Source organism: Mycobacterium cookii, from assembly GCF_010727945.1.
Lineage (GTDB): Bacteria > Actinomycetota > Actinomycetes > Mycobacteriales > Mycobacteriaceae > Mycobacterium > Mycobacterium cookii.
Window position 1 is genome coordinate 3,138,091 of sequence record NZ_AP022569.1, and the last position, 24,551, is coordinate 3,162,641.

The following is a 24,551-nucleotide window of genomic DNA, read 5'->3' on the forward strand; positions in this document are numbered from 1 at the left end:
CACGAACGTACCATCGGCAGCGCGGGTCTATTGTACGGGTGTTGCATTAGAGATAGGAGCAGTTTTGGCCGTGACCGATCGCGACGCCCCATCGCTGTACCTCGACCGGATCCGACGCGAACTCACCAGGTATGGGATGCGTGAGCGCATGCCCGCTGAGTGGTCACTGCGGCGACGCCTCCTCGTGAAAACCTATGGCACCGTTGCGCCTATCGTCATGCGTATCAACCCGTTCGGTGAGCGCAAACGCGACCTGGGCCTGGACTGGCCTGCGGAAGCCGAGACGATGATTGGCATGCAGCGACTCACCAGTCTGCAGCATTGCGTGGAAACGGTACTGGCCGACGACATCCCGGGTGACCTGGTCGAATGTGGAGTGTGGCGCGGAGGGGCTGCAATCCTGATGCGCGCGGTCCTGTCAGCCTACGAGGATAAGACGCGATGCGTGTGGCTAGCTGATTCGTTCGAGGGCGTGCCACTCCCGGACCCCGCAAACGAAAGCCCTGGCCTGCTCGCCAAAATCAATAAACTGCTGGTGCCGGAGATCTATGCGGGCATACTGGCGGTCCCGGAAACGGAAGTCAGGGCAAACTTCGAGCGTTATGGGCTGCTAGACGACCAGGTCCGCTTTCTTCCCGGCTGGTTCAAAGACACGCTGCCCAATGCCCCGATTGATCGCATTGCCGTGTTGAGGCTTGATGGCGACCTCTACGACTCCACGATGGAATCGCTCGACGCGCTCTACCCGCGACTGTCCCCCAGGGGCTTCTGCATCATTGATGACTACGCGCTTCCGGGGTGTCGGCAAGCTGTCACGGACTACCGCGCAAAACACGATGTATCCGCGGAGATCGTTGACATAGACGGGCTTGGTGCCCTCTGGCGCAAGTAATGCAACCATCGGATCTTGTTGAAGCCTCGCCCGCATCACTGCTGCTCGCCGTTGCCGGCCCAACCTCCGTTGACGACGATGTCCGGTCTCGCAGCCAAACTTCCCGATTCCAGATCATATTAGACGGATGTTGGATTAAACTTCCGCCAAGTTAGCCGGGTGGCGGGGCCCGGTTGCACGTCCAAACACGCTCGGGGGACTGGAGGGTTAGGTTCCGCGATGCGTATAGGCGCGTTCGGGCGCAGCGACGCTGAGATCGACCTCTTGGTGCGCGGCATGCGATCGGGGATCGCAGTGGTCGGCTTCGGCTACATCGGCACGGTGATCGGTGCGGTGCTGGCAGACCGTGGCTGGCCTGTGACGGGGATCGATGTACGCCAGAGCGTCGTCGACGAAATCAACCTCGGCAAGAGCACCGTGGCTGAGCCCGGGCTCAGCGAGCTGGTGGCCAATAACGTGCGCGTCGGCCGGCTTCGCGCCACGACAGATTTCAGTGCCATCGCGGACAACGACTTCGTCATCGTCAACGTCGGTACGCCACTCGGCCCGGACTACGAGCCGATCGTCGACGACATCAAGGCTGCCGCGCGGGCACTGGGTGAACACCTGCAGCCCGGCCACATAGTCATCCTCAAGAGCACGGTGCCGCCGGACACCACCGAAAACCTTGTTCTGCCGATTCTGGAAGAGACTTCAGGGCTACGGGCCGGGGTGGACTTCGGGTTGGCTTTTTGCCCCGAGCGACTCGCCGAAGGCCAAGCCATTCAGGAGCTGTTGTCCATCCCCGTCGTGGTGGGTGCCGTCGATGAGCGCAGCGCTCGCGCCTGCGCGACGCTGTGGCGGCACGCCCTCGGGGTGGAATCGGTGATCGTCGAGAATCCGCGGACCGCCGAGATGGTCAAGCTGGCGGACAACCTCTGGGTGGACCTCAACGTCGCGCTGGCCAACGAGCTGGCCAAAGTGTGCGACCGGCTCGGGATGGATGCCCTTCAGGTCATCGAGGCCGCGAACACGATGCCGAAGGGCGGCCACCCGGTGAACATCTTGCGACCGAGTATGGGCGTCGGCGGCTACTGCTTGACGAAGGATCCCTGGTTCGTCAATCACCTCGGAGAATCCCTCGGGTTGGATCTGGCAATTCCGCGAACCTCGCGGAATGTCAACGACACGATGCCGGCCTACACCTACGGCCTGCTCAAGCAGCTTCTCGCCGATCAGGGCAAGGCAATCGAGACCAGCCGAATTGCGGTGCTGGGCATCGCATTCAAAAACAACACCGGTGACTGCCGACTCACGCCGACAAAATATGTCGTCGCGCTGCTCGAGGAGTCTGGCTGCGAACTCTCGATCCACGATCCGTGGGTGGGCGTCGAAGACGCCGTCACGGTGACGAATGTCCCCCTGACCGCCGACATCGAAACAGCCGCCGAGGGTGCCGACGCCTTGGTGGTCCTTGCGGGCCATCGGCAATTCCACCAAACCCCGCTCTCGCGGCTCGCGGAGCTGGTGTCAGCCGGGTGCGTATTCCTCGACGGACGCAACAGCTTTGACCCAGCGGCAGTGCGCGCCGCCGGTTTTGTATACAAGGGAATCGGCCGGTAACCGGTCGACTGGCGACGTAAACCCAAGAAATGGAAGAGCTTTCATGACAAATGTCGTCGTGACGGGCGGTTACGGCTTCATCGGATCACACTTGGTCTCCGCATTGCTGAACCGCGGAGATTCCGTTACGGTGTTCGATTTCGCAAAGAACGCCCGCGACACCAGCATTGACTTTGACCGTCACCCGAACTTCCGGTTCGTGCAAGGCGACGTCACTGATGTGACCGCACTCGAAGAAGCATTGATTCCCGGCGTCGACACGGTTTTCCATCTAGCCGCGGTCGTCGGCGTCAAGAACTATCTCAACGATCCGCTCCGGGTGCTCGACGTCAACGTGACAGGGACTCGCAACGTGCTCGAGCTGAGCCGTAGGCACGGGACGCGGGTGGTATTTGCCAGCACCTCTGAAGTTTTCGGCAAGAATCCCAACCCGCCTTTCGCCGAGGACGACGATCGCGTAGTCGGTTCAACCAGGACAGCGCGCTGGAGCTACAGCACCAGCAAGGCAATGGCCGAACACCTCGTCTTTGCGATGCACGACGCGTATGGATTGCCGGTGACGGTCGTTCGTTATTTCAATGTGTATGGGCCGCGGCAGAATCCGATATTCGTGATCTCGCAAAGTATTCACCGGATTCTCAACGGCCACCGGCCGTTGCTCTACGACTCGGGCGACCAGTCGCGGTGCTTCACCTACGTCGACGACGCCGTCGCCGGCACCTTGCTCGCGTCCGAAAGCAGCATAGCGATCGGTGAAGCCTTCAACATCGGCAGCATGACCGAGACGACTATGCGTGATGCCGTCGAGCTGGCAATCAAGATCGCTGGTGTCGATTCGGTGCATGAGGCCGAAACCGTTGACACCGCAGCACTTTACGGGGGGCGTTACGAGGACATCCCGCGCCGTATCCCCGACTCGACCAAGGCGCAACGCGAGCTGGGGTGGCAGCTTCGGGTGGATGTCGAGGAAGGGATTCGCCGCACCATCGAGTGGGCGCGCGCCAACCCGTGGTACCTCAAAGGGCCGAAGGAGTGACGACACGATGAAATTCGTGCTGGCCGCCTACGGAACTCGTGGCGATGTCGAGCCTTCCGTCGTTGTCGGCCAGGAGCTGGTGCGCCGAGGGCATGACGTGCGCATTGCCGTCCCACCCGATCACATCGGCTTCGCCGAGGCGGCTGGGCTTGCGGCCGTCGCCTACGGACCGGATTCGCAGGCGATCCTGGACAAGGAGCTCGGAACGAACCTTTTCAAGGATTTCCCGCGACACGTCAAGGATCTGCCCAGGTTGTGGCGCGAAAACTGGGAGCTTTCGACCCAGTGCTGGTCACAGATGAGCAAGACGCTGATGTCGGAGGCGGATGGGGCGGATCTGCTATTCACCGGCCTGGTTTTCGAGGACGGCGCAGCCAACATCGCGGAGTATTACGGCATTCCAATGGCCACGCTGCACTACTTCCCGATGCGGCCCAACGGCCAGCTCCTGCCGTATCTGCCGGCGCCGGTGGGCCGCTCGCTGATGATCGCCTACTGGTGGCTCGCCCTGGGCTTGCTAGGCAGATTCGAGAAGGCGCAGCGACGTGAGTTGGGCCTGCCAAAGGCCGCGGGCCCTGCGGCGTTGAGAGTCACCGAACGCGGAGCGCTCGAGATCCAGGCGTACGACGAGGTGTGCTTTCCGGGACTGGCAGCGGAATGGGCGAAGTGGGGCGCCCAGCGGCCTTTTGTCGGCACGCTGACGATGGAGTTACCGACGGAGGCTGACGAGGAGGTCGCATCGTGGATTGCCGGGGGGACGCCGCCGATTTGCTTCGGATTTGGCAGCATGGAGATCGACGCTGCGTCCGACACGATCGCCATGATCAGTGCGGCTTGCGCGCAGCTGGGTGAGCGGGCGTTGATCTGCGCCGGCTTGAGCGACTTCAGCAATATCCCCTACGGCGATCACGTCAAGGTGGTTGGCCTGATAAATTACGCGGCGATCTTTCCTGCCTGCCGCGCGGTCGTGCACCATGGTGGCGCGGGCACCACTGCTGCGGGGCTGCGTGCCGGTGTCCCCTCGTTGGTCCTCTGGGCTACGCCTGATCGCCAAATGCGGGGAGCTTTCATCAAACGAATGAAAGTGGGTACCATGAGGCGCTTTTCGAGCACCACTCAAGAATCCCTGGTCGCGGACCTGCGACAGATCCTGGCCCCGGAATACGTCGCACGAGCCCGCGAGGCAGCCACCCAGATGACCAAACCAGCCGAAAGTATCTCGGCCACCGCCGATCTCGTGGAAAGCCACGCCCGCCTGCGGTGTGTTGGCTAATCAGCAGCTTCGCGCCGTCAGGATCGGGAACCGGTTATCCAGGCTGACGGTTCCCCGCTGAACCGATGCTTCGGCGCATAAGACGAGATTTGAGAGCGATCGCCGGCTTCTCAACCAGAAACCAGCTCAGCGCTGCTAGCGGCAAGGTGCCGGCAGCTGAAACGAGCGCGAATACAAAAGGATTCAAAATGCGAAGCCCACAGATGACCAGGAACTGCTGCACCGGCCACGCATAGATGTACACGCCGTAGGACAGATCCGTCCGTAGCCTCAAGCGCTTGTTGTGAATGAGGGCACCTGAAACGATGATGGCGTAGGCCAACGGAACGGCCGCGACCATGCGGTAATTCGGTAGAAAGCTGGCCGCCAGAACGATAACCACGCTCAGCGCGACGAGTGACCATCGAGCGGGAATCGCGTTCCGAAACTTATAAAGCAATGCTCCAGCCAGAAACATGACAAGGAAACGCGCGGCGATCGCCTGCACGAGCAACGCCGCGGTCGCAGGGTCTTCGATGCGGCGTTGCGCCTCGATCACGTCAGCGAAGACCCCCCACGGCGGCAGCAGCAGCGACCACAACACCGCCATTGCCAATGCCGTAGGGATGAACCACCGGCGACGCAGCAGCCCGGCTAGACCAAGGCCCGCAATAGCGATGTAGCACAACACCTCCCATGAGAGGGTCCAGACAGGGCCATCCCAAATCCCCGGCACCGGGACCCCGCTCGGTGTTCCGCCGATGTCTTGTTTTAACAGCAAGATTGCGCTGTTTTCGAAGACATACTCGACTGTGGCACGGGAAAACAGCAGCTTCACGGCTGAGCCGCCCTGTATCGCAACGCTGATCGGAGCCATGACGACCGCGGTGATGATCAGGCAGATCCACAACCCAGGGAGAATTCGTAGACCTCGGGCGAGGAAGTAGTCGCGGACCCGGGGGTGTCTGAACCAACTCCACGTGATGAGAAATCCTGAGACTGCGAAGAAGCCATCTACCCATGCGTCTCTAAGTAGCTGGTGAGCCGGCGCGAACGACACCTGGCGGCCCGCGACCGGCCAAGAGTGCCAGAGGATGACACCCATCGCCAGCGTTAACCGCCAGGCGTTGAGCGCGTTGCTTCGGGGATCGAATTCCTCGCCGAGGCTCGTACCTCTCGCCGCAGGCTTCGGCCGGTGATCGTTAGCATTTTCGACGCGAGCGATTTTTGGGTCCGTGGTCATTGCAGGGGACCTCTAGACCTTCACCGGGAGAACTGCATTTTCTCGCTAATGCTCGACACAATTTCGGACCGTCCGCCGATCCAATCTAAGAGAGCACGCAGGCCATCTTCGAGCGTCCACTTCGGGTGCCAGCCGAGTTCCTTTGTTGCCGGACCGATGTCGCATCGTGCGGCACGCACGTCACCGTCGCGGAATTTCCCCACGACGATGGGTTCCGGCGCACCACAAATGGCGGCGATCTGTTGAGCCAGCTCGTGGATGGTCGTCGGGATACCGGACCCGATGTCGACGCAGCGTGGCTGCGCTGCAGGCCTTTCTATCGCAGCGAACAGCGCCTCGACGACGTCGTCGATATAGACGAAATCGCGCACGATCCGTCCGTCTTCATAGACTTCCAACGCGTGCTGCTCGCCTGCCAACCGCGCGAAAAGAGCGACTATTCCGGTGTACGAATTCGTCAGCGACTGGCCAGGCCCGTAGACATTCTGCAGCCGCAACACACTGAGGTTGGTGTCGTGCGCGGCCGTCCAGGCGGCCAAGATGTGCTCTTGGGCGAGTTTGGTCGCTGCGTAGATATTGGTCGGCCGAGGCTCCGTTCGACCGGCACAGCTCGCGAGCGGAACTGCCGAATCCTCCGTGAGCCCTTGCGGATCCCAGATCCCAGCCACAAGCTGCGCATGGCTGCGGGGCTGCGGATAGAAGATCTGAGAGCCGCACTGCCAAGCACCTTCGCCGTACACAGCTCTCGACGATGCCAAGACGAGTTGGTCGGGCACGTGTCCTGCGCGGCTCAGCGCATCAAGGAGTTGAGTCGTTCCCACCACGTTCACCGAACCATGCCGCGTCGCCTCCGAAAGCGACTGCGCCGTTCCGGTTTCGGCTGCCAAATGGACGATCTGTAAAGGTTGAAACAACCGAAGCACAGCGTCCAAATCAGGCCCATGCGTGACGTCACCGGTGAACAACCGCACCGATGGCGGCAGCTCGATCGCCGGATGATCGCCGTGCACTTGCGGGTGCAGCAAATCCATCACGGCGACGTCGTAACCTACATTGACGAGACGGCGCGCAAGGGCCGACCCGATGAACCCTGCCCCGCCAGTGATGAGCACGGATGTTGACATGCCTGAATGCCTCCGGTTCCTCTGGGTCAACCGCGGGCCAGCGCGCGGTCGGCCAGCGCCCCGATGACCGGTGCCAGCAGCCGGGCGTACTCGGTCGTCAGGTGCCCGTTGTCTTGGTAGACGAGAGTGTTTCCGACGATGACCGGGCAGCGGTTGGTGGTGCAGAACAGCCCGGTGAGGTCGGCGTATTGTCCGCCGCCGGCTTTGGTAGCCGCGGACTCGGCCGCGATGCCGCGCTCGTTTACCGCGGTCGACCTTGGCGGCGAGCAGGCCGTCACGTCATCGAGGTGCCCGGACAGACAGATCGGCACCACTGAGTGTGGATCCGGGGTCGGCCCGAGCACCAGAACCTCGGCGCCGGCACTGCGAACCTGGTGCACGAGGCGGGTCAGACTCTCGATCCACGCCGAGTCGTAGGAGGTGAAAGGCTCCGGAAAGCCATTCTCGGTACCGTACGCCCGCGCCATGGTGATCGCGACCAGCCGCGGGTGCTCGGCGCGCAACCGGGCCATGACGTGACCACGCCACTGCTCGCACTCGGTGTACTCCCGGTGAAGTGTGTCGCTGTCAATCGGCAAGTCCATCAACGGACAGCCCGCTTTGGTCAGCATCTCGAGCCGCCAGTGTCGCTTCTCGGCGAGCTTGTGGAACGCCGGATTCCACATCGCGGCATGGGAGTCGCCGACCACCGCCACCGTCGTCGTCGTCGTCGAAGCAATATCGCCCGTCGCGCAATCAGACGCTGTGACTTGCCACGCATTACGCATACAGCCGCCGACGAACATGGTGTTAAGTTCGGCCGCCGCGTCGGCAAGCGGCGGATTCAGGTTCGACGGAACGACTTTCAGGTCGGCGGACGCCGCGACCGCGGCCTGCACCTGAGCGGTCACGTGCTGCAGCGCCGCGTCGTAGGCGCCCATCGTGGACCCGGCAGGGGTCGGCGCCTCGGCCACGGTCGGGGCTGCCGTGGGCGCGCCGCGGCCGACGGGGTTAGGCACCACGACCAGCAGCGCCAGCCCGACGCCGACCGCGGCCGCGGTGGCGACACCGCCCAACGCCAGACTGCGCCCGGGAGAGCGGCGAATCGGATCGGCGAAACGCAACGGGTTCTCGATGTAACGCAGGGTGAGTACTGCCAGCCCGCCAGAGATCATGGCCGCGGCCAGCCTGGCGGCCAGCCCCAACGGGTGGCCGATCAATAGTGGGGCGAGCACCAGCACCGGCCAGTGCCACAGGTACCACGAGTAGGAGATCCGGCCGATCGCGCGCATCGGCGACACCCCCAGGAGGCGGCCGCATCCGTGGACAGGTGCGGCGCAGCCGGCGCCGATCACCAGCGCCGCGCCAACGGTCGGCAACAGCGCAGCGAAACCCGGATACAGTGTGTCCGTGCTGAAGCGGTTGCAGGCCAGCAGGATCAAAGCCAGCCCGGTCCATCCCGCGATCGCGCCCGTCCGTGGCGGGAGTCGTCGCCACTGGTCGGCCGTCAGGACCACCAGGCCGCCGATGGCCAACTGCCAAGCCCGGGTGGGCAGCGAAAAGAACGCAATAAATGGCCCCCAGTAAGACGCCACCAGCGACAGCGTCAAGGACATAGCCGCGACCAGCGCAAGGACCACCACATATGGGCGCTGTGAGGAGGTCGCCTCGGCCCGCGTGCGTCGACGCACCCGCCGGATCAACCACGCCGTCCCGAGGATCAACGCCGGCCACACGAAGTAGAACTGCTCCTCGACGCCCAACGACCAGTAGTGCTGGAACGGGGACAGCGGCATAGAGGGGGCTGAATAGTCGACGCCCTGTAGCAGGAACCGGTAGTTGCTGACATACAACGCGCTGGTGATGCCGTCTCCGAAGGCGGTGCGGGCCCGCAGCGGTGGTAACAGGAGAGCCGAGGCGATCAAGGTGATGACTCCGACCGCGGCCGATGCCGGCAGCAGTCGGCGGGCCCGCGCGCCATAGAAGCGGCGCAGGCCGACGGTTCCCGTGGTGTTCGCTTCGCGCCACAGCAGTCCGGTGATCAGGAATCCCGAGATGACGAAGAACACGTCCACGCCGACGTATCCCCCACCCAGGCCCGGCACCGCGGCGTGGAAGAGGACAACGGCCAACACCGCGACAGCGCGCAAGCCCTCAATGTCCGGCCGAAACCCGGATTGCGCTAAGCGCCGACTTTGCGCCCGCTCGGTCGGGCTGAAGCTTCCGGTCTGGTGCAAGGTCACTCACTAACTGATGGGATGCGTGGCGCGAGTCGACGCATTATCACACGCCTGTTCAATAGGTGTCTCGCAACTCGTCATCCGTGGGCGAGCGCGCGGTCCGCCAGTGCCCCCATGACCGGTGCCAGCAGTCGGGAGTATTCGAACGTCAGGTGACTCGAGTCGACATAGATCAAGGTGTTGCCGACGATCACCGGGCAGCGGTCGGCGGTGCAGAACAGGTCGGTGACGTCCGCATACTGCCCACCGCCGGCTTTGGCCGCGGCGGACTCCGCCGCAATGCCGGACTCGTTCACCGCCTTCGACCTGCGCGGCAAGCAGGCCGTCACGTCATCGAGGTGCGCGGACAGGCACGTCGGCACATCAAAGTGCGGATCCGGCACCGGACCGAGCACCAGCACCTTGGCGCCGATGCTGCGCAGCTGCTGCACGATTCGGGTCAGGCCATCGATCCACGTCGGGTCGTATGCGTTGAAACCCGTCATCGATTCGTCGGCGCCGTAGCCCCGAAACGCGCTCACGACGACCAGCCTCGGGTGCTCGGCGCGCAGCCGGGTCATGATCTCAGCGCGCCACTGCTCACAGTGCTCGAGGAGCTCAACCAAGGGGCGGAAGGAGTTGGTGACGCGCAGGTCCATCAGCGGGCAGGCCGCCTTGGCCAGAGTCTCCAGCCGCCAATGCCGGTCTGCCGCGGCTTGCTTGAACGCCGGATTCCAGATCGCGGCATGTGAATCGCCGACCACGGCCACCGTCGTCGTCGACTCGGTATCACCCGTCGCGCACTCCGGCTGGCCGCCTTGCGTGGGCGTGCGAAGGCAGCCGCTGCCCATGTAGGCCTTCTGTTCGGCTTCCACGTCGGCAAACGACGGGTCCAGATTCGACGGCACGGCTTTGATGTCGACCGACGCCGCAACCGCCGCCTGCACCTGAGCAACCGCGCGCTGTGCCGCGGCGTCGTAAGCGGCCAGTCCAGCGCCGGCAGGCACCGGGGCTGTGGTGACCTTCAGCGCCGCCGCCGGCGTCCCGCGCCCGATCGGCGTAGGCACCACGTGCAGCAGCGCCAAGCCCACACACACCGCGACCGCGGTGGCGGCACCGCCCAACGCAAGACTACGGCCGGGAGAACGACGAATCGGTGCGGCGAACCGCAAGGGGTTCTCGATGAAACGCAGGGTGAGCAGCGCCAGCCCACCGGCGAGCAAGGCGGCCGCGACCCTGGCGGCCAGCCCCAGCGGGTGGCCCAGCAGCGCCGGTACGAGCAGCAGAACAGGCCAGTGCCAGAGATACCACGAGTAAGAAATCCGGCCGATCGCGCGCATCGGCGACAACCCGAGCACGCGCCCACAGCCCCCCTCCGGCGAGGCACAGCCCGCGGCGATCACCAGCGCCGCGCCGACAGTGGGCAAGAGCGCAGCGATACCCGGGTACAACGTGGCGCTGCTCAACCCGCCGCAAGCCAGCAGGATCAGCGCCAGCCCCGCCCATCCGGTGATCGCGCCCGCTCGGGGCGAGAGTCGCTGCCATCGGCCCACCGTGAGGGCCACCAGCCCGCCAATAGCCAGCTGCCAGGCTCGGGTGGGCAGCGAAAAAAACGCCACCGGGGGTGCCAGTGGCGTGGCCGCCAAGGACAGCGCGAACGAGACAACCGCAGTCAGGGCAAGCACCACCAGATACGGGCGCTGTGACGAAGTCGCCTCGGCACGGGTGCGCCGACGCACCCGCCGGATCAACCACGCCGTCCCGATGATCAACGCGGGCCATACCAGGTAGAACTGCTCCTCAACGCCCAGCGACCAATAATGCTGAAAAGGCGACAGCGCCTTGTGGCTGGCGAAGTAGTCGACGCCTCGCATGATGAACCAGTAATTGCCGACGTACAGCGCACTGGTGATGCCATCCCAAATGACACTTTTGACCTGCAGCGCCGGCAACAAGACGACCGAGGCGCCCATGGTGACGACGCCGACGGTGGCCGATGCCGGCAGCAGTCGACGGGCCCGGGCCCCGTAGAAACTACGCAACCGGACGGTGCCGGTGGTGTTCGCTTCGCGCCACAGCAACCCGGTGATCAAAAAGCCCGAGATGACGAAGAACACGTCCACGCCGACGTATCCCCCACCCACACCCGGAACCTCGGCGTGGAACAGGACAACGGCCAACACCGCGACCGCGCGCAGACCCTCGATGTCCGGGCGAAACCGCTTCTGTTCCGAGCGCCGGCCCCGCAAATCTTGAGCAGGGCTGATGCTGTCGGCCTGGCGCACGGTCACCTACTCAGGAAGAGGACGCGGTTTCGGATCGAGGGATTATCACACAGCTGTACAACAGGTTGGTATGTTCTCGGCTCGGGAGCTTGTAGCCCTTGGTCTGTCAACGAGCGGACGAAAGGCGGTCCGAAGGTTGTCCTTTTCGAGGCCGGGAACTTGGACGTCGCCCGTGGCTGTGCTGCCAACGCAGGGGCGGGCGAGGCGATGAAATTCGTGCTGGCCAGTTGGGGCAGCCGCGGCGACGTCGAGCCCAACCTCGCCGTCGGCCGCGAGTTGGTTCGGCGCGGTCACGACGTGTGCATGGCCGTCCCGCCCGACCTGGTCGATTTCACGGAGGCAGCGGGGGTCCCGGCAGTCGGCTTCGGACCGGAAGCGCGGTCGATTCTGGACTCGCATCGGGAGTTCTGGACGTGTTTCTTCAGCCACCCCTGGAGGGTTCGGAAGCTGGTCAGGTCGCGACTCGACATCGCGGCACCGCTGCTTCGGGGATGGCAGGAGATGAGCACCACGCTGATGTCGCTGGCAGACGGGGCCGACCTGCTTTTCACCGGCATCAATTTCGAGGACGCCGCCGCCAATGTTGCCGAGCACTACGACATTCCGCTGGCGACGTTGCACTATTTCCCGTTGCGGCCCAACGGCCAGACCCTGCGATTTCTGCCGGCGCCGTTGGCCCGCGCGGCAGTGGCAGCGTTCTGGTGGGTGACCTGGCGCGGAATGAAGAAGGCGGAGGACGCCCAGCGCCGTGAACTCGGCCTGCCGAAAGCAACCGGCTCCGCGCCGCGGCGGATCACCGAACGCGGGTCGCTGGAAATCCAGGCCTACGACGAGGCGTGCTTTCCCGGGCTGGCGGCCGAGTGGGCGAAGTGGGACTGTCAACGACCGTTCGTGGGCACGCTGACGCTCGAGTTGGCGACGGCTGCCGACGACGAAGTCGCGTCGTGGATCGCCGCGGGCACGCCGCCGATCTACTTCGGGTTCGGCAGCATTCCGGTCGAATCTCCGAGCGACACCATTGCGATGATCGCCGCGGCCTGTGCGCGGTTGGGTGAGCGGGCGCTGATCGGTGCAGCCGGCACCGACTTCGGTAACGTCCCCCACTTCGAGCACGTAAAAGTGGTCGGCACGATGAATTACGCCACCGTCTTCCCCGCCTGTCGTGCGGTCGTCCACCACGGCGGCTCGAGCACGACGCCCATCGCGATGCGCGCCGGCGTCCCCCAGCTGATCCTGTTCTGGGACATGGTTCACGCGGTTTACGGAGCTGCTGTCAAACGGTTGAAGGTGGGTAGCGCCCGGCGCTTTTCGACCGCGACCGAGGAGGCGTTGGTCCACGACTTGCGCCTGATCCTCGGGCCGGACTACGTGTCCCGGGCTCGCGAGCTCGCCACCCGGATCACCGAGCCCGCCAAAAGCGCTGCCGCCGCCGCTGACCGGCTGGAGGATTTCGCCCGTCTCGCCCGTACCGGTCGTACGGAACGGAGCGTGTGAGCCGGGTCACATCCAGCTTTCGGATTCTTTTGCCGAAACTCTGGATCGGTTTCAGGGCCTCAAGTATGGTTTGGAACTTGTTCTACTCATGTCAGATAGTCGGTGTGATGGCGCGGTGGGGACAGCCCGTCCGATGCCGACAGCGGCAATGATCTGCCTTCTTCTCAACGACGAGGAGCAACACCGCTCGTGACCGGCCTTCGCCGACGTAGCAACCGACTGGCGGGTGCTTTTCCGTAAAGCAGCCGGCGCGTAAGCCGCACCGCAAATTCGACGGGTCCGGTCACCCAGTGCTGCGCAGCATGCAGCAGCCCCGGCCACCACGCCTACCAGGCCGATTGAATAACCCCAGCTCAGAGAGGACGCCCACTTGACAATCGAGACACCCGCGCGGGCACATGAATCACAGGGGATGGGTGGGGGTTTTGCCGTAGTCGGCTATGCGCTGCGCGTTCCGGGCGCCGCCGATGCAGACGAGTTCTGGGAGGTGCTGCAGCAAGGTCGCGATGCGGTGTCCGAGGTGCCCGCCGACCGGTGGGACGTCGAGGAATTCTTCGACCCGGACCCCGACGCACCCGGGAAGATCGTCAGCCGCCGGGCCGGCTTCATCGATGACGTAGCGGGGTTCGACGCGCCGTTCTTCGGGTTGTCGAAGCGGGAGACGATGCTGATCGACCCGCAGCACCGGCTGTTGCTGGAGACGGCCTGGCGGGCAGTGGAGCATTCGGGCACCGCGCCGTCGGCTCTGGCGAACACCCAGACCGGTGTGTTCATGGGTCTGGGCACCCATGACTACCTGGGATTGATCTCCGAACAGCTGAGCTACGCCGAGATCGAGGCGTACGTGGCGATCGGGACGTCGGCCGCCGCGGGAGCGGGCCGGATCAGTTACGGGCTGGGGTTGCAGGGTCCGGCGGTCACCGTCGACACGGCGTGCAGCTCGTCGTTGGTGGCAGTGCACCAGGCATGCCAGGCGCTGCGGTTCGGCGAATGTGACCTCGCGCTGGCCGGCGGCGTCAACGTGTTGCTCAGCGCGAAGACCGCGATGACGTTCTCGCACGCGCACATGCTGGCCCCGGACGGCAAGTGCAAGACCTTCGACGCCGCCGCCGACGGCTACGTGCGCGGCGAGGGCTGCGGTGTCATCGTCGTGAAACGCCTCGAGGACGCGATCCGCGACGGCGACCGGATTCGGGCGGTGATCCGGGGCAGCGCGGTCAACCAGGACGGCGCATCGGGTGGCTTGACGGTCCCGAACGGCGTCGCCCAGCAACGTGTCATCAACGAGGCGCTGCAGTGCGCCGGTGTCGCGGCCGGCGATGTCAACTATCTGGAGGCGCACGGCACCGGAACATCGCTGGGCGATCCGATCGAAGTCCAAGCCGCCGGCGCCGCACTCGGCAACGGCCGCGACGCCGACCAGCCGCTGCTGATCGGGTCGGTCAAGACCAATATCGGGCACCTGGAGGCAGCCGCCGGGATCGCGGGCCTGATCAAGGTCATCCTGTCGCTCGAGCACGAGGAGTTGCCCAAGCACCTGCACTTCCAGAAGCCGTCGCCGCACATCCCGTGGGATCGGCTTCCGGTGCGCGTTGTGGACCAGACCCTCCCCTGGACCCGCAACGGACGACCTCGCATTGCCGGGGTGAGTTCGTTCGGGTTCTCCGGGACCAACTCGCACATCATCGTCCAGGAAGCACCCGAGGCGGCAGGCCAGCTTGCTGCGGCGCCCTCCGATGACCGGCGGTTCAGCGTGTTGCCGCTCTCCGCGCGCAGCCCGGAAGCTTTGGCGGAGCTCGCGCAGAGCTATCGCGATTGGCTGTCCGACCGCCCCGAAGCCTCGCTGGCCGACGTGTGCTTTACCGCCGGGGTCGGGCGATCGCACCTCGAGCATCGGGCCGCGTTGGTGGTGAATTCGACGGAATCCGCGCGCGAGGCACTCGCCGCGCTGGCCGACGATCGCCCGGCGCCGGGACTGGTGCGGGGAGAGTGCGCCGACAAACCGAGGACCGCGTGGTTGTTCACCGGTCAGGGCAGCCAGTACCCGGGCATGGCGCGGGAGTTGTTCGAGACCGAACCGGTGTTCGCCGAAACCATGGCCCGGTGTGCGGCGGTGGTGGCCGACGTTCTCGAAAGGCCGCTGCTGGACGTCATTTTCGAGACCGACGGCCCCGACAACCAAGACACGTTGCGGCAGACCTCCTACGCCCAGCCCGCGTTGTTCGCGGTGGAGATGGGCCTGGCCCGCCTTTGGCAGTCCTGGGGCTTCGAGCCCGACGTGGTGCTGGGCCACAGCGTCGGCCAGTATTCGGCGGCCTGCGTCGCGGGCGTGTTCAGCCTCGAAGACGGTGCGCTGTTGATGGCCGAGCGTGGCCGCCTGTTCGGCAGCTTGCCCGCAGGCGGACGGATGGTCGCGATCTTCGCCGCCGCCGAGCGCGTGGAGAGCCTGACCGACGAATTCCCGAGTCTGTCGGTGGCCGCCTACAACGGTGCCAACACGGTACTGTCCGGACCTTCGCAGGATCTGGAACAGGCGGTGGCCAGGCTGGAAGCCGACGGTGTCCGGTGCGACTGGCTGGACACCAGCCACGCCTTCCATTCGGCGCTGCTCGATCCCATCCTCGACGAGTTCGAGTCGTACGCGAACCGGTTCGAATTCGGCCCGCCGCAAAGGACTTTGGTGTGCAACCGAACCGGCGCCGCGCTCGGCAGAAACGCGAAGCTGGACGGCGCTTACTGGCGCCGCCACGCCCGGCAGCCGGTCGAGTTCGCCAAGAGTGTGCGCACGTTGGCCGATCTGCACTGCACAATGCTGCTGGAGATCGGTCCGCAACCGGTGCTCACCGCCGCGGCCCTGCGGGCCTGGCCCGACCCGGCCACGGCGCCACGCGCGATCCCGTCGTTGCGCAAAAACACCGCCGACCTACGTCAGATCACCGAAGCCCTCGCCAACGCCTACATCGTCGGCCACGTGCCGGACTTCGGCGCCCTGCAGCAGGCACCGGCGCGCAAGCTCGACCTGCCCACCTACCCGTTCCAGCATCGCCAGTACTGGTTCCGCGAGCAGCGGGTCAAGCACGTTCAGGCCCCCGACGAGACCCACGCGATGCGCACCGATACCGTCCGGCTTCTCGAGGACGGCCGGATCGACGAACTCGCTGCGCTCCTCGACGGCGCAAGCGCCAATGAGCAGGCCCTCGACCTGTTGAAACAGCTTGCCGCTCAACATAACCAGCAGCGTAACGCGCAGTCCATCACCGACTCCCGCTACGAGATTCGCTGGGAGAAATCCGCTGCCACGCCCGCCAAGGCCCCCGCCGCGCAGGGCGACGAGCCCGCCTGGCTGCTCATCAGCGACGACGCCGAGGCAGTCCAGCCGCTGGTCGACGCGCTGACCGCACGCGGCCAGCGCCATCGGATTCTCCGGCTGCCGGCATCCGACGCCGACGAGCAACGCCTCGAAGCCGAGTTGCGCGAGTCGGCATCCGACGATCTACGCATCCTGAATCTCGCGGCCCTCGACTCCGGCGCGGCACCGTCGACGGAATCGCTGGAGCGTATGCAATTCCACGTGCTGAGCGGCACCCGCCGACTCTTCCGCGCCGCGGCCGCCGCCGAACTACGCGCACCGATCTGGCTGATAACCCATGGAGCACAACGGGTTACAGGTGCAGACTCCGTGTCGCCGGTGCAGAGTTGCCTGTGGGGATTCGGTCGCGCCGCCTCGCTGGAACACCCGCGACTGTGGGGCGGACTGGCCGATCTGTCCGGCGGTGGTATCGATGAATGGTCCCGCTTGATAGACCAGCTGGTGTCGGCACCGCGTGGGGAAGATCAAATCGCGCTGCGGGACCAAGCCGTCTACGTTGCGCGGCTGACTCGGCGCACCGGGCAGCCCATCGCCACACCGCTGCAATTGCGCTACGACGCAACATATCTGGTGACCGGTGGGCTGGGTGCGGTCGGAATGGAGATTGCCGGATACCTGGCCACTCACGGCGCCCGGCACCTGGTGTTGACCAGCCGGCGCGCACCCAGCGAGGCTGCGCAGCAGCGCATCGACGCGCTGCAGGAGCAGTCCGGCTGCGCAGTCCGGGTCGTCACCGCCGACGTCGCCAGCCCGCGCGACGTCGCGCGCCTGCTGGCCACCGTGCAGGCCGAGCTACCGCCACTCGCCGGCATCGTGCACGCCGCCGGCGAGATCGGCACCACCCCGTTGCAGGACTTGGACGACGCCGAGATCGACCGGGTGTTCTCCGGAAAGGTCTGGGGCGCTTGGCGTTTGAGTGAAGCCACCGCAGACCTGCCACTCGATTTCTTCCTGAGCACCTCGTCGATCGCCTCGGTGTGGGGCAGCTTCGGCCAGACCGCCTACGGCGCGGCCAACGCCTTCCTCGACGGGCTGGCGTGGCGGCAGCGTGAGCACGGTGTTCCCGGAATCAGCGTCAACTTCGGGCCGTGGGCGGCCGCGGGGATGGCCGACGAGGACGCCCGTGCGCATCTGGACAAGCGCGGGGTCCGGACGCTGTCACCCGCCGACGCGCTGGCGGGGATGGCCGAGCTCATGCAGGCGTCGTCGGGACGGGGCGCCACAAACGGGATCGTCGCAAAGATCGACTGGCCCAGCTTCCTGCCGCTCTACCAATTGACGGGCAAGCGGTCGTTCCTGGAGCAGTTGCAGCGTGAGGTGCCCCAGTCGGCGTCGGCGCCGACGTCGGCGGGGGCCACCCGGCTGGTCGAGCGGCTCACCAATGCTCCGGTGCAGCAGCGCAAGAAGCTGGTCGTGGACTATCTTCGCGACGTCGTCGCGGAGGTGACCCGGATCGATGCGGCGGAGATCCGCGACGAGGCCGGCTTCTTTGCCGTCGGCATGGATTCGCTGATGGCCGTCGAACTGCGGACGCGGGTCGAGCGAGCCGTCGGCAAGGAGTTGCCGGCGACGCTGGCGATGGACTATCCACGCCTGGTCGACGTGGCCGACTACCTGCTCGACGACGTCCTCAGCATCAGCGCACCGGCCGCTGCCACTGCGCCGGCCCAGCCCAATCCGGTGATGACGACACGCAGCGACGAGCCGATCGCGATCGTCGCGTTGGCCTGCCGCTTCCCGGGAGCACCTGACCCAGAGGCGTACTGGGACCTGCTGGCCGGCGGTGTCGATGCCATCCGGGAGATCCCGGACGACCGCTTCGACGTCGACGAGTACTACGACCCCGATCCCGAGGCGCCGGGCAAGATCTACACGCGCTATGGCGGATACCTCGACAGCATCGACGGATTCGATCCGGAGTTCTTCGGCATCTCCCCGCGTGAGGCCGTGTGGATGGACCCGCAGCAGCGGCTGATGCTCGAAATCGCCTGGGAGGGCTTGGAAAGAGCGGGGTATTCACCTGCGTCCCTGCGGGGCAGTCGAACCGGCGTTTTCGTGGGTGTGGCCGCCAACGAGTACTCGCAACTGCTGAACGCCAACTCGGTCGAGACCATCGAGGCACATTTCATCACCGGCAATGCACTGAACGTCATTGCCGGCCGGGTCGCGTTCGCGCTCGGTTTGGAGGGCCCCGCGATGGCGGTGGACACCGCCTGCAGTGCGTCGCTGGTGGCCGTCCATCAGGCCTGCCAGGCGTTGCATTCCGGCGACTGCGACATGGCGCTGGCCGGTGGGGTCAACGTCTTGGTGAGCCCGGCGTCCATCGTGGCGACATCACGCGCCCGCATGCTGGCCGCCGACGGCCGGTGCAAGACCTTCGACGCCGCCGCCAACGGCTACGCGCGCAGTGAAGGCTGCGGGATCCTGGTGCTCAAGAGGCTCAGCGACGCCGAGCGGGAGGGCGATCAGATCTGCGCGATCATCCGGGGCAGCGCGGTCAACCAGGACGGTGCGTCCAGCGGATTGACGGTGCCGAACGGCGGTGCGCAGCAACGGCTTATCGCCGCAACCCTGGCCCGCGCCGGTGTCGAAGGTCGGGATGTCGATTATCTCGAAGCGCACGGTACCGGCACCTCGCTGGGCGACCCGATCGAAGTTCAGGCCGCCGCGGCGGTCTACGGCGCCGGTCGTGACTCGGACCGGCCGCTGCTGATCGGATCGGCGAAGACCAACATCGGGCACCTCGAGTCGGCAGCCGGGATCGCCGGCCTGATCAAGGTCGTGCTGTCGTTGCAGCACGAGATGCTGCCGCAGAACCTGCACTTCGAGAACCCGTCGCCGAACATTCCGTGGGACTCCCTGCCGGTGCGGGTGGTGGACAAGCAGATTCCATGGCACGCCAACGGCAGGCCGCGCCGCGCCGGCACCAGCTCCTTCGGGTTCTCCGGCACCAACGCACACGTGCTGATCGAGGAGGCGCCGCACTCCGACGACGCCGCCGCCGCGCGGGAGCCGGACACCACAGCTGAACCGGTGGGCGTGCTGCCGCTGTCGGCCCGCTCGCCGGAGGCGCTGGTGTCGCTGGCGCAGCGCTACGCGACCTGGCTGGAGGCGCACCCCGACGTCGACATCACCGATATGTGCTTCACCGCCGGGGTCGGGCGTTCGCATTTCGAACACCGGGCCGCGCTGGTGGTGGATTCTGTTCAGGGCGCCCGCGAACTTCTGTCCGGGTTGGCCGAGAACCGGCTGGGCCCGGGTGCGGTACGTGGCGTATGCGGTGACCCGCCGAAGACAGCGTGGTTGTTCACCGGGCAGGGCAGTCAATACCCGGACATGGCGCGCGAATTGTTCGACTCCGAGCCGGTATTCGCCGACACGGTGAAGCAATGCGCCGATGCTGTGGACGGGATGTTGCCGCGTCCGTTGCTGGACGTCCTTTTCGACCTCGACGGCGATACCGGCGAGCCCGGAAAGGGACTGGGGCACACCTCGTTTGCCCAGCCCGCGCTGTTCGCCGTCGAGATGGGCCTGGCGCGGCTGTGGCAGTCGTGGGGCATCGAGCCCGACGTGGTGCTCGGGCACAGCGTGGGTCAGTACGCGGCGGCATGCGTGGCCGGCGTGTTCAGCCTCGAGGACGGGGCACGCCTGATGGCCGAACGCGGCCGCCTATTCGGCGACCTGCCCGAGGGTGGCCGGATGGTGGCGGTGTTCGCCGACCCGCGGCAGGTGGAGCGTGCCGCCGAGGACTTCCCGCAGATTTCGGTCGCCGCATACAACGGCCCCAACACGGTGCTGTCCGGCCCGGCCACGGATCTGGAAAAGATCGTCGCCACCTTGAGCGCCGACGAGATCCGGTGCACCTGGCTGGACACCAGCCACGCCTTCCATTCCGAGTTGCTGGAGCCCGCGCTCGACGAATTCGAATCCTACGCAAAGGGTTTCGAATTCGCGGTGCCGACGCTGCCCTTGGTGTGCAACCGCACCGGCGCAGTTCTCACGGCCGAGACCCCGCTGGACGCCCAATACTGGCGGCGGCATTCCCGGCAGCCGGTGCAGTTCGCCGAAAGCGTGCACGCCGTGGCGAAACTGGGCTGCTCAGTGTTGATGGAGATCGGTCCGCAACCGGTGCTGACCGGCGCGGCGCTGCAAGCCTGGCCGGATTCATCGGCCGCGCCGCGTGCCGTCGTCTCCTTGCGCAAGGGCACTGACGCTCAGCGTCAGATGGCCGAGGCCCTGGCCGCGGTCTACGTCGCCGGGCATCGCCCGAACTTCGCTGCGCTGCAGCATCATCGGCAGCATGCACTTGAGCTGCCCACCTATCCTTTCCAGCGCCGTCGGTTCTGGCCGAAGACGTCGGATTTCCGCGTCGACGGTCCTGCGGTGTCCGGAATTCTCGGCAGCGTCAAGGATCTCGCCTCCGGCGACGCCGTGTACACCAGCCGGTGGTCGATCAAATCGCAACCGTGGCTGTCGCATCACGTCATCTACGGCACCGTCGTCGTTCCCGGTGCGACGTACGCCACGATGGCGCTTGCCGCGGTCGGAACGCCGGCGCAGGTGCGCAACGTCTTCTTCTACGAGCCGATCATCTTGGGCGACAAGACTTCCCGTGAGGTGCAGCTGACCGTGCACCCAGTCGCCGAAGAGGGCGGCTGGACCTTCCAGGTGCACAGCCGGCCCTACGGCGAGCGCGACGCCGAGTGGTCGTTGAACGCCGACGGCCGGGTCGTCTCCGGCCTCGACGACGAGCCGGCGCCGGAGCCGACCGAGTCCATCGACGCCGCATGCGAACGGCTGGGGCGCACCCGTCCACAGCAGTTGTTCGACACCTTCGCCGACATGGAGCTGATGTGGGGTCCCACCTGGTCCACGTCGCTGAAATCGCTGTGGGCCGGTGACGGTGAGGCTGTCGGCGATATCGCCATCGGCGACGAACTCGCCGAACAGCTCGGCACCGAGCCGATCCACCCGGTACTGCTGGACCTGTGCACCGGAATCGCGTTCCCGGCCTTCCCCGCGGTGCTCACGGCAGCCGAAACCGGGGTGCCCGATCTGTTCTTGCCGCTGCGATATGGGCGGGTGGTGCTGCGGGAGAAGTTGCCGAAGCGGTTCTACTGCCGCGCACGGTGGCAGAGCGGCGGCACCGAGAGCGAAACGCAGGTCTTCGACCTCGATTTCGTGGATCGGGACGGTCGCCAGCTCGGCGAGATTCGGGAGTTCACCGTCAAACGCGCGCCGCGGGAGGCGTTGTTGCGCGGACTCGGCGGCGACGCCACCCGCAACCTGTACACCTTCGGCTGGCAGGAGGTGGCGCCGCCGGCGTCGGGCAGCACTGCCGGTATCGCCGACGGCACCTGGCTGATTGCCGGATTCGACGAGCTGGTCGCCAAGCATTCAGGTTTCGTCGCGGTGGACCATGCCACCGATCCGGAGCTATGGAAGCGGCTGTTCACCCAGGCCGAGGAGGGCGGTGCCCCGGTCTCCGGCGTCGTGTGGCGCAGCGCTGCGCGACCCGGCGTGGAAGAGTCGAGCACTGACTTCACCGCGCGGCTGGAGAGCGAGATCGACCAGCTGCTCACCGTCGTACACACGTTGCAGTCGCAGCACGACGTCAAACTCACCGGCGGACTGTGGATCGTCACCGAACGAGCCGTCGCGACCGAACCCGGCGAGCCGGTCGATCCCGTGCAGTCGGCGCTGTGGGGATTCGGGCGCACCGTCATCACCGAGCAGCCGGCGCTGCGTTGCAGGCTGGTCGACTGCGACAGCTTCGAGGATGCCGGGCAACTGCTGGCCGGCCTGCTCGGCACGCCCGCGGAGGAGCCCGAACTCGCACTGCGACAAGGCAAGTACTTGGTGCCGCGGCTACTGCCATGGGCGCGCAGCGGTCACCTCCCGATACCGCGGGCAACGGATTACATTCTGGAGCCGACCGAACGCGGCGCGATCGACAACCTTCATCTGGTCGAGACGGCGGTTGCCCCGCCGAGCGCGGGCCAGGTGCAGATCCGGGTGGAGGCCGCCGGGCTGAACTTTCGGGATGTGCTCAACGTGCTCGGCTTGTATCCGGGCGATCCCGGTCTGATCGGCGGTGACCTTTCCGGCATCGTCACCGAGGTGGGCGAGGGTGTGACCGGCTTCGAGGTCGGCCAGCGCGTCTTCGGCTTCATGCAGGGCTGCTTCACCACCCGGGTCAACGTGCCCGCCCAGTTCCTGTCGCCGTTGCCGAACGGTGTCAGCGCGGTCGGAGCGGCGACGATACCTGCCGGGGCGCTCACCACCCGGCTCGCGTTCGACTGGGCTCAGGTGGGACCTGGTGATCGGGTGCTCATCCACGCCGCCAGCGGTGGCGTTGGTCTGGCCGCGATCCAGATAGCCCAGCAGCGCGGTGCGACCGTCTTCGCCACCGCCAGCACCTACAAGCGCGCAACGTTGCGCAAGATGGGTGTGGAACACGTCTACGACTCGCGCAGTACGGATTTCGCCGACCAGATCCTGGCCGACACCGGGGGCGCCGGCGTCGACGTGGTGCTCAACAGCCTGACCAACGAGGGCTTCATCGCCGCGACGGTGCGGGCGACCGCGCAGGGCGGCCGGTTCGCCGAAATCGCCAAGCGGGACATCTGGACGCCGGATCAGATGGCGGCGGTCCGTCCCGACATCGCCTACGAGATCGTCGCGCTGGACGCGACCATCGAGGAGGAGCCCGAACGGGTCGGGAAGTTGCTGGCCGAACTGGCCGACAGCATGGGCCGCGGCGAGCTGCTGCCGCTGGCGGCCGAGGTCTATCCACTGACCGAGGCGAAGACCGCGTTCCGCCGCATGCAACAGGCGCGGCATATCGGCAAGATCGTCCTGCAGATGCCGAAGCCGTTGCAGCCGAAGGGTGATCGGAGTTACCTGATCACCGGTGGCCTCGGTGCACTGGGCCTGTTCACGGCCGCCCATCTGGCTCAGCTCGGGGCCGGTGACATCGTGTTGACGGGTCGGCACCTGCCCGACGCCGACGCGCAACGCGAGATCGACGACATCACCGAGCGCTACCGGTGCCGGATCCACACCTTTGTGGCCGATGTCGGCGACGAGCAGCAAGTCGCCGGGTTGCTGGAGCGAATCCGGGCGGAGTTGCCGCCGCTGGCAGGGGTGGCGCACCTGGCGGGCGTCCTCGACGACGCGCTGTTGTCGCAGCAGAGCCTGGATCGATTCCAGACGACCTTGGGTCCAAAAGCGTTGGGCGCCTGGCACCTACATCGCTTGACGAAGAACGACGACCTCGAATTCTTCGTCGTGTACTCGTCGGCCTCCAGCGTCCTCGGGTCACCCGGCCAAGCCAACTACGCAACGGCCAACGCGCTGCTCGACGGTCTGGTCGCCGACCGCGAGGCGCAGGGCCTGCCAGCGGCCGGCATCAACTGGGGTCCCTGGGCCAAGGGCGGTATGGCCACTTCGCACGCCGCCCGCGCCAATCTCAGTGCGCAAGGCCTGATTCCGCTGGAACCCTCGGCCGCACTCAACGCGCTCGACGAGGTGCTCGCGCACGGGATCACGCAGGCGACCGTCATCAAAGCCAACTGGCAGCGCGCCGCGAAGGGACTGGGTGGCTCTCGCCCGTCGATTCTGGACCACGTGCTTCCCAGTGCCGGCGCGGCGACGCACGGCGACAGCGAGTTGCTCCGCCAACTGCACGAGGTGCCCGAGATGGAGCGCGGCAGCTTCCTCACCGAGTACCTGCGGCACGAAGTACAGAACTTCCTGCGGCTCGCGCAGCCGCCGGCCGCAACCAGCAGATTCCTGGAGTTGGGTACCGATTCGCTGATGGCGGTCGAATTCAGCAACCGGTTACTCCCCCAGTTCGGTGGCGCGTTCACGATCAGCGCCACGGCGGTGTTCGACTACCCGACGATCGGGTCGCTCGCCGAGTACCTGGCCGGTCAGGTGCCGGAGTCGGCCGGCGCGGAAACCGTCGACGCCTCCGAATCCACTCAGTGATCGACGGAAAAGGACTGTACTGCAACGCTTTCCATGCTCACAGATTAGATTGAGGCGACAAGA

10 protein-coding genes are annotated in these 24,551 nt (G+C 65.9%); 6 read left to right on the plus strand and 4 right to left on the minus strand.

Features of this window, described 5'->3' with window-relative positions; translation table 11 throughout:
• Positions 1 to 70 precede the first annotated feature (70 nt).
• From G6N27_RS14945 to G6N27_RS14960, 4 genes are all read left to right on the plus strand, one after another.
• The gene (locus tag G6N27_RS14945) at positions 71 to 892 is read left to right on the plus strand and encodes a TylF/MycF/NovP-related O-methyltransferase (protein ID WP_232064592.1); all 822 of its coding nucleotides are present in this window, start codon (positions 71 to 73) and stop codon (positions 890 to 892) included.
• Between the two features lie 219 nt (positions 893 to 1,111).
• Complete coding sequence (locus G6N27_RS14950) at positions 1,112 to 2,494, plus strand: nucleotide sugar dehydrogenase (RefSeq protein ID WP_163777076.1); 1,383 nt, start codon at positions 1,112 to 1,114, stop codon at positions 2,492 to 2,494.
• Positions 2,439 to 3,530, plus strand: a complete 1,092-nt coding sequence (locus tag G6N27_RS14955; protein WP_232064593.1) for an NAD-dependent epimerase/dehydratase family protein — start codon at positions 2,439 to 2,441, stop codon at positions 3,528 to 3,530. Before G6N27_RS14950 ends, G6N27_RS14955 begins: the two co-directional genes overlap by 56 nt.
• Before the next feature lie 7 nt (positions 3,531 to 3,537).
• Positions 3,538 to 4,803, plus strand: a complete 1,266-nt coding sequence (locus G6N27_RS14960; protein ID WP_163777078.1) for a glycosyltransferase — start codon at positions 3,538 to 3,540, stop codon at positions 4,801 to 4,803.
• A gap of 34 nt (positions 4,804 to 4,837) precedes the next feature.
• Here the strand turns inward: G6N27_RS14960 and G6N27_RS14965 are convergent, their stop codons facing one another.
• The 4 genes from G6N27_RS14965 to G6N27_RS14980 all read right to left on the minus strand — a co-directional run bounded on the left by G6N27_RS14965 (position 4,838) and on the right by G6N27_RS14980 (position 11,638).
• On the minus strand, positions 4,838 to 6,025 hold the full coding sequence (locus G6N27_RS14965; protein WP_163777081.1) for an acyltransferase family protein: 1,188 nt from the start codon (positions 6,023 to 6,025) through the stop codon (positions 4,838 to 4,840).
• A gap of 20 nt (positions 6,026 to 6,045) precedes the next feature.
• Complete coding sequence (locus tag G6N27_RS14970; RefSeq protein WP_163777083.1) at positions 6,046 to 7,137, minus strand: NAD-dependent epimerase/dehydratase family protein; 1,092 nt, start codon at positions 7,135 to 7,137, stop codon at positions 6,046 to 6,048.
• Positions 7,138 to 7,175: 38 nt separating this feature from the next.
• The gene (locus tag G6N27_RS14975; RefSeq protein ID WP_372513020.1) at positions 7,176 to 9,371 is read right to left on the minus strand and encodes an acyltransferase family protein; all 2,196 of its coding nucleotides are present in this window, start codon (positions 9,369 to 9,371) and stop codon (positions 7,176 to 7,178) included.
• 74 nt (positions 9,372 to 9,445) lie between these two features.
• The gene (locus G6N27_RS14980) at positions 9,446 to 11,638 is read right to left on the minus strand and encodes an acyltransferase family protein (protein ID WP_372513021.1); all 2,193 of its coding nucleotides are present in this window, start codon (positions 11,636 to 11,638) and stop codon (positions 9,446 to 9,448) included.
• A 201-nt stretch (positions 11,639 to 11,839) separates the two neighbouring features.
• Here G6N27_RS14980 and G6N27_RS14985 point away from each other — a divergent pair, with 201 nt between their 5' ends.
• Positions 11,840 to 13,126, plus strand: coding sequence for a glycosyltransferase (locus G6N27_RS14985; protein WP_163777085.1), 1,287 nt, complete (start codon positions 11,840 to 11,842; stop codon positions 13,124 to 13,126).
• Positions 13,127 to 13,538: 412 nt separating this feature from the next.
• On the plus strand, positions 13,539 to 24,488 hold the full coding sequence (locus G6N27_RS14990) for a type I polyketide synthase (RefSeq protein ID WP_163781845.1): 10,950 nt from the start codon (positions 13,539 to 13,541) through the stop codon (positions 24,486 to 24,488).
• The last annotated feature ends 63 nt before the right edge of the window (positions 24,489 to 24,551 follow it).

What these genes read in the sequence shown, in the direction of transcription:
- G6N27_RS14950 (WP_163777076.1), top strand. Translation starts at nt 1,112, where the DNA reads ATGCGTATAGGCGCGTTCGGGCGCAGCGACGCTGAGATCGACCTCTTG.
- G6N27_RS14960 (WP_163777078.1), top strand. Translation starts at nt 3,538, where the DNA reads ATGAAATTCGTGCTGGCCGCCTACGGAACTCGTGGCGATGTCGAGCCT.
- G6N27_RS14965 (WP_163777081.1), bottom strand. Translation starts at nt 6,025, where the DNA reads ATGACCACGGACCCAAAAATCGCTCGCGTCGAAAATGCTAACGATCAC.
- G6N27_RS14985 (WP_163777085.1), top strand. Translation starts at nt 11,840, where the DNA reads ATGAAATTCGTGCTGGCCAGTTGGGGCAGCCGCGGCGACGTCGAGCCC.
- G6N27_RS14990 (WP_163781845.1), top strand. Translation starts at nt 13,539, where the DNA reads ATGGGTGGGGGTTTTGCCGTAGTCGGCTATGCGCTGCGCGTTCCGGGC.